At 34.3% G+C, this 6341-nt stretch carries 5 protein-coding genes, 1 tRNA gene and 1 rRNA gene; 3 read left to right on the top strand and 4 right to left on the bottom strand.

Annotation, left to right across the window (positions count from 1 at the left end; genetic code table 11):
• Positions 1 to 76, top strand: a 5S ribosomal RNA gene (gene rrf / locus AC1RPT_RS06520); the annotation flags it as partial.
• A gap of 70 nt (positions 77 to 146) precedes the next feature.
• Here the strand turns inward: rrf and AC1RPT_RS06515 are convergent.
• A tRNA-Thr gene (locus AC1RPT_RS06515) sits at positions 147 to 219 on the bottom strand.
• A 47-nt stretch (positions 220 to 266) separates the two neighbouring features.
• Positions 267 to 2510 carry an RNA polymerase recycling motor HelD gene (helD, locus tag AC1RPT_RS06510; protein ID WP_481761804.1) on the bottom strand — a complete coding sequence of 748 codons (2244 nt, stop codon included), beginning with the start codon at positions 2508 to 2510 and terminating at the stop codon, positions 267 to 269.
• Positions 2511 to 2851: 341 nt separating this feature from the next.
• On the opposite strand from helD, the gene trpS reads away from it, so the two are divergent.
• Both trpS and AC1RPT_RS06500 read left to right on the top strand, forming a co-directional pair.
• A complete protein-coding gene (gene trpS / locus AC1RPT_RS06505) occupies positions 2852 to 3868 on the top strand; it encodes a tryptophan--tRNA ligase (protein ID WP_481761803.1) in 1017 nt (338 codons plus the stop codon).
• Between the two features lie 45 nt (positions 3869 to 3913).
• Positions 3914 to 4831, top strand: a complete 918-nt coding sequence (locus AC1RPT_RS06500) for a Ppx/GppA phosphatase family protein (RefSeq protein WP_481761802.1) — start codon at positions 3914 to 3916, stop codon at positions 4829 to 4831.
• A gap of 25 nt (positions 4832 to 4856) precedes the next feature.
• Here AC1RPT_RS06500 and AC1RPT_RS06495 read toward each other — a convergent pair whose 3' ends face one another.
• Both AC1RPT_RS06495 and AC1RPT_RS06490 read right to left on the bottom strand, forming a co-directional pair.
• Positions 4857 to 5609, bottom strand: a complete 753-nt coding sequence (locus AC1RPT_RS06495; RefSeq protein ID WP_481761801.1) for an amino acid ABC transporter ATP-binding protein — start codon at positions 5607 to 5609, stop codon at positions 4857 to 4859.
• A gap of 12 nt (positions 5610 to 5621) precedes the next feature.
• Complete coding sequence (locus AC1RPT_RS06490; protein WP_481761800.1) at positions 5622 to 6323, bottom strand: amino acid ABC transporter permease; 702 nt, start codon at positions 6321 to 6323, stop codon at positions 5622 to 5624.
• Positions 6324 to 6341: the final 18 nt, after the last annotated feature.

Below are 6341 nucleotides of genomic sequence, written 5' to 3'. Positions count from 1 at the left end.
CGAACACAGAAGTTAAGCTTCTTAGCGCCAAGAGTAGTTGGGGGTCGCCCCCTGCGAGGGTAGGACGTTGCCATGCTAATAATAAATAAAAAAAGGACATTAACATAATTGTTAATGTCCTTTTTTTATGCGATTGTAAAATAAAAAGCCGCTTACCGGATTTGAACCGGTGACCCCCACCTTACCATGGTGATACTCTACCTACTGAGCTAAAGCGGCATTACTATAAAAGTCTATAGTAATATTAAAAATAAATCAACCTAAATTTAAACAATCAAAACACTAGAATTATTTATGGAATTCGTAAGCAACGGAGATAGTGACTCAATGGAAAAGATAGTTAAGGTATGCATTGCTCGTGAACAAAGAGTATAAAGGGTACCAAGATCATTTTTTGAAATATAATTTTTTTTTGAAATATCAAAAGCAATAACAGAATCAAATTCCAAGCCTTTAGCTAAATAAATAGGTAATATTATTGTTTCTTCTGGAATTTTTCTGTCGCCATCTGTAACCATTGTTAATTTTACTAATGATCTGAGTTCACTATATAGTAATTTACATTCAGCCAAATTTTTAGTGATGATAGTTACTGGTTGGTTATTAGTATCACCATTTTTAATTAGGGCTATTAAAGATGCTAGTGCAGAAGCCCGGGTTTTACTAAAGTATATTTTAGGTAATTCGCCATGACGTGTGAATGATTCAATGCTATTTCCGTCTGGTAGCAATGATTTTGCAAAATTAGTAATTTCAAATGTTGATCGGTAACTTTTATTTAAAATAATTAAATTAGTTTTTTTAACTTGTAAAATATGATTTAAATTTTCTAAAAATTTAGCTGGTAAGATTAAATCATAGAATAAAGCTTGCTCACTATCTCCTAAAAGTGTTAATTTAGCGTTAGGAAAACAATTTTTTAAATATAAGAGTTGCAGCGGAGAGTAATCTTGAATTTCATCAATAAAAAGATGTTCGATATTTCTATTTTGACCATCACCCGTTAGTAAGTCTCGTAGCAATAGTAGTGGTGTGGCATCTAATAACGTGATTTTATGAAGCTCTAAGTTTGATTGGAATGATTTTTTTTCTTCTATTGAAATTGTAATTTCAAGGAATTTAGCATATTGCTCATAAATATCAATAAAATAATTATTGTAAATCGCATCATATACAATATTAAAGCGATCTTTTAATATAATGGTACCAATATATGATATTTCTTTATCAATACTATCAAATTCATCGCGTTCATAATCACTTAAATATGTTTCATATTGAGAATCAGATAACGAATCAATTTCTTCACGCATCCAATCAGATTCTGCCATTTCGGCAATTCTAGTTTTTAATCGTTTTGTTAGTGTATTTTTTGTTGCGGTAAATTTATCTGATGACAACATATTATGTGGTAGATGTGTAAATATATTAGCGATTTCTTCTTTTTTAAAGAACGGGATACCTTCATAAATGATATCTGTGAAGGCTAATTCAGATGAATCTACTGCATTTAAGTAATTTTCAATTGTTTTTTTTAAAAGTGCATTACCTCTTAAATCAGATGAAGCATGTTTATTGTTTGACTCATAATTTTCAAATAAGGTTTCAACCTTTAATCCTTGAAAACGATTAGAGAAGAATTCGGCTAACGTGACTTGTCTCATGTTCTTTTCGCCCAGGCTAGGTAGTACATCGGAAATATAGTGACTGAAAAGTAGATTTGGAGAAAATAATATAATTTGATCCGCATTTAGTGATGTTCTTGAGTGATAGAGTAGAAATGCAATACGTTGTAGAATAGCGGATGTTTTCCCACTTCCGGCAACCCCCTGGACAACTAATAAGTCACTTGTTGTATCTCGAATAATTGTGTTTTGTTCTTGTTGAATTGTAGAAACAATATTTTTCATCTGTGTGTCACTTTGTTCGCCTAAAACTTGTTGCAATAATTCATCGCCAATTGTTTCATTGGTATCAAACATCGATAGGATTTTACCTTCTTTAATTTGAAATTGACGTTTTTTGGATAATTCTGTCATTTGAGTTCCTTGTGGTGTCTTATAAGAAATATGACCCAATGCGCCGTTATAATAAATACTTGAAATAGGTGCACGCCAGTCATGTATTAGAAAATTTTGATGATCATCTACTAGAGAGGCTAGACCAATATAGAGTTGTTCCTGTTCTGGATCGCCATCGTCTTGGATGTCGATACGTCCAAAATAAGGTGAATCGCCTAATTGTTTTAAAGTATGAACCTGTTTTTCTAATATTTCTTCAGTTTGGATAGTCGTGGCGACCAATTGTTTCTGTTGTTGCACTTCGGCATTCGTTTCAATTCTATCATCAACTTCAAAAGTATTGATTTTGGCATTATCTACATAGTTTTTTTCAACTGATGAGGTTTCTTTATGTGCTTTTTCACATAGTTCGGCTGTTTTAATAGATTGGTGATTAATTTCAGTAATAATTGAATCAACTCTATTTTGTTCGATTTCTTCTTCTGACATCTTAATGCCCCCTTTGTACTATTGACCTAGTTTAAAGGTTTTTGAAATATTCGTCTAGTATTTAATATTATTTGATTTTTTCTGTTGAACACGCTACACTTACACTAATAGATAATTCATTGATTATTGCGAAGTAGGAACGCCAACTAGAACAGGGACATACTGATTTTGCTGGAAGGTATGGTGGCGGACTGAATTGGATATATGAGAATTTTGGGTAACCTCCTTATCGGTAAGTGGCAGAATTTTATTCTGCAATTTAGGTGGTACCACGAGACAGTCGTCCTATTGTTATTTACTAACAATAGGACTTTTTTTATAGATAGAAAGGGAGCGTAAATATGACAAAAAAAGTAGTCTTATCAGGGGATCGACCTACGGGGAAACTACATATCGGGCACTACATCGGTTCATTAAAGAATCGTGTTGAAATGCAAAATTCTGGTGATTATGAGATATTCATCATGATTGCTGATCAACAAGCTTTGACAGATAACGCACGTGATCCGGAAAAAATTAAAAATAGTTTAATTCAAGTAGCGTTAGATTATCTAGCGGTTGGTATTGATCCAAACAAATCAACTATTTTTGTTCAATCTCAAATTCCTGCATTAACGGAACTAACAAGTTATTACTTGAATTTGGTAACTGTTTCTCGCTTGGAACGTAATCCTACAGTTAAAGCTGAAATTCAACAAAAGAATTTTGAACGCAGTATTCCTGCCGGATTTTTTGTTTATCCGGTTAGCCAGGCTGCAGATATTACAGCATTTAAAGCAACAGTTGTACCTGTTGGCGATGATCAAGAACCAATGATTGAACAAACACGCGAAATCGTTAGAAGTTTTAATACAATTTATCAACAAGATATTCTTGTTGAACCAGAAGGTGTCTTCCCTCCAAAAGGGCAAGGACGTTTACCTGGATTAGATGGTAATGCAAAAATGAGTAAGTCACTAGGAAACGGGATTTTCCTTGCCGATGATGCGGAGACATTGAAGAAGAAAGTAATGTCAATGTATACAGATCCAGATCATATTCATGTTGAAGATCCAGGTAAAGTTGAGGGTAACATGGTATTTACTTATCTTGATATCTTTGATAAAGATACTGAAAAAGTTGCCGAACTTAAGGCCCAGTATCAAGCAGGTGGCTTAGGCGATGTTAAAATTAAACGTTATTTAAATGAAGTACTTGAAGCTGAGTTAGCTCCAATTCGTGAACGACGAGCTGAATTAGCTAAAGATCCTGAAGCCATTTATGCAATGTTAAAAGCGGGTAGTGATAAAGCTAATGCTGTTGCAAACCAAACATTGAACGAAGTTAGAGATGCGATTGGAATTAATTATTTTAACTAGTTCGGTTGTGAAACGTTTCTTTGATTTAGTATGAGGTGAGTAATAATGGAAAAGTTTGTTTTATTGGATTTGGGTTCAAATTCGGTTCGATTATCAATTAACGAACAACTTGATAATGGACAATTTAAAGAAATTAAGCGTTTAAAATCGGAAACACGATTATCTGAAGGGATGGGGAAATCCCGAGTGTTACAGGAACATGCGATGGCTAGGACAATTGAAGCCTTAGTTAGTTTTAAAAAACAATATGATATTTATGGACCGGTTGCTGTACATGGAATTGCCACTGCAGCTGTACGAATGGCTCGAAATCAAAAAGAATTTTTACGTCGAATTAAAGAGGCAGTTGGTGCTGATATTGAAGTTTTAAGTGGGGATGATGAAGCTTATTACGATTATATGGGTGTAATGGAAGCCTTACCAATTCATGATTGCTTGATTTTGGATACAGGTGGCGCAAGCAGTGAATTAATCCATGTGGTTAATCGAAAAGTGGTACATCTTGTGAGTTTGCCATTTGGTGCAGTGACTTTATCCGAAAAATATTTAAAAAATGAACAGATTACGAGTAAAGAATTATTTCAGTTAATGGAGTACTTGGTGACCGCTTTTCAAAAGTTGGAGTGGTTGAAGGAAGCAATGGAGTTGCCCCTCGTACTACTTGGCGGCTCAAATCGAATTATTGGACGTTTAAACCGCAAAAAACAGAAGCTAATTAATACGGAGGCAATTAATGGCTATCAATTGTCACGTAAGGCAGTTTCATTAACTTTTGAGGACTTGGTAGGCTTGACGACTAAAAAGCGTGCACAAGTCAGTGGTATAGCTTCTAACCGTGCGGATATTATTGTAGGTGGAATTGCACCAGTTGTTGTTCTGGGACAATATTTAAATTCTGTTGGTGTCATTTTTTCTGAAAGTGGTGTCCGAGAAGGTTATTTAACAACTAAATTAGGTAAATAAAAAGACATCAAAAATTGATGTCTTTTTATTTTGGTAAAATATCTTCGAATGTCATTGCTGATAAAAATTTTTGAATGCGTTCTGTAGGGTGATTGAAAAATTCGTCTGGTGAACCATTAAATAAGATATTGCCATCTTCTAGAAAAATGATATTATTGGCAACAGCTTTTGCAAAGGCCATATTATGAGTAACGATAACCATTGATTTTTTTTCTATATCCAACTTAAGTAGAACTCTTAAAACCTCTGCTTCTAATTCAGGATCTAGTGCAGAAGTTGGTTCATCAAATAATAAATATTTAGGATTCATTGCCATTGCTCTAGCAATAGCTACACGTTGTTGTTGACCACCAGATAACTGGCTTGGATAGTAATTAGCACGATCTGAAAGACCGACTAATTCTAAAAGTTCTTCAGCGCGTTGTGCAACAATTAATTTTTGTTCCTTTAAAACGTGAAGGGGTCCTTCCATAACATTTTTCAAAACAGTTAAATGAGGAAATAAGTTATAGTCTTGGAAAACCATACCTGTTTCACGACGAACTTCCAAAATTGTTTTTTCACTGATTGGTTGGGTAAAGTCGATCTTTTTATCATCTAATGAGTAGAGACCTTCTTCGGGTTGTTCTAATAAATTAAATGAGCGTAATAAGGTTGATTTACCGGAACCAGAAGGACCAACGATGACGGTTGTTTCGTTTTCTGGTAATTCAAATGACAACGATTTTAAGACTTTATGTTGGTCGAAGTATTTATTAACATTTTCAAATTTAATCAAAGTTAAGACCTCCTAGTTATTTTTAATGTAACGCGATGTTCTTTTTTCTAGATAATATTGACCAACGTTTAAAATTGAGCAAAAGACTAGATAAACGACCGCTACTTCACAGTATAAGGTCATAGGTTCATAAGTTCTTGCCGCAATTTGTTGACCAACGGAAAACATTTCGACAATCGTGATTGAGAAGGCTAATGACGTATCCTTTATTAAACCAATGAAACTATTTGATAAAGGTGGAAGTGAGACCCGTGCTGCTTGTGGTAAAATAACGCGAAATAACACGGTTGTGTGTGTCATACCAATGGCGTAACCAGCTTCCCACTGACCTTTTGAAATTGATAGAATAGCTGCACGAATTGTTTCCGATGCATAAGCACCAACGTTTAATGAAAAAACAATAACAGCGGCACTGAATGCGCCGAATTCAACTGTATAAGGTGCTGGTAATCTAGGTAGTCCATAAAATAGGATAAATAATTGCACAATCAAAGGCGTTCCTCTGAAAATCCAAACATAGAATGAAAAGAATGCTTTACCAATCCCTTTTAAAATTTGGGTGAAGGTACTGCCTTTTTTTATATCTGATATTCGAACTAGTGCGGTGATAATTGCGATGATGATCCCGATAACGAATGAAATTATCGTCAAAGGGATAGTGTAGCGAATTCCAGCTTCTAAAATGGTTGGGAGTGAATCAATAACAAGTTTCATAAACGCGGAACCTCTCTT

The sequence above is a fragment of the Dellaglioa sp. CoH-56-MRSF-11 genome, assembly GCF_056782135.1.
This window is presented reverse-complemented; position numbering and strand designations above follow the sequence as displayed.

Coding starts and splice junctions, on each gene's coding strand:
- helD (WP_481761804.1), bottom strand. CDS start 2,510: ATGTCAGAAGAAGAAATCGAACAAAATAGAGTTGATTCAATTATTACT.
- trpS (WP_481761803.1), top strand. CDS start 2,852: ATGACAAAAAAAGTAGTCTTATCAGGGGATCGACCTACGGGGAAACTA.
- AC1RPT_RS06490 (WP_481761800.1), bottom strand. CDS start 6,323: ATGAAACTTGTTATTGATTCACTCCCAACCATTTTAGAAGCTGGAATT.
- AC1RPT_RS06500 (WP_481761802.1), top strand. CDS start 3,914: ATGGAAAAGTTTGTTTTATTGGATTTGGGTTCAAATTCGGTTCGATTA.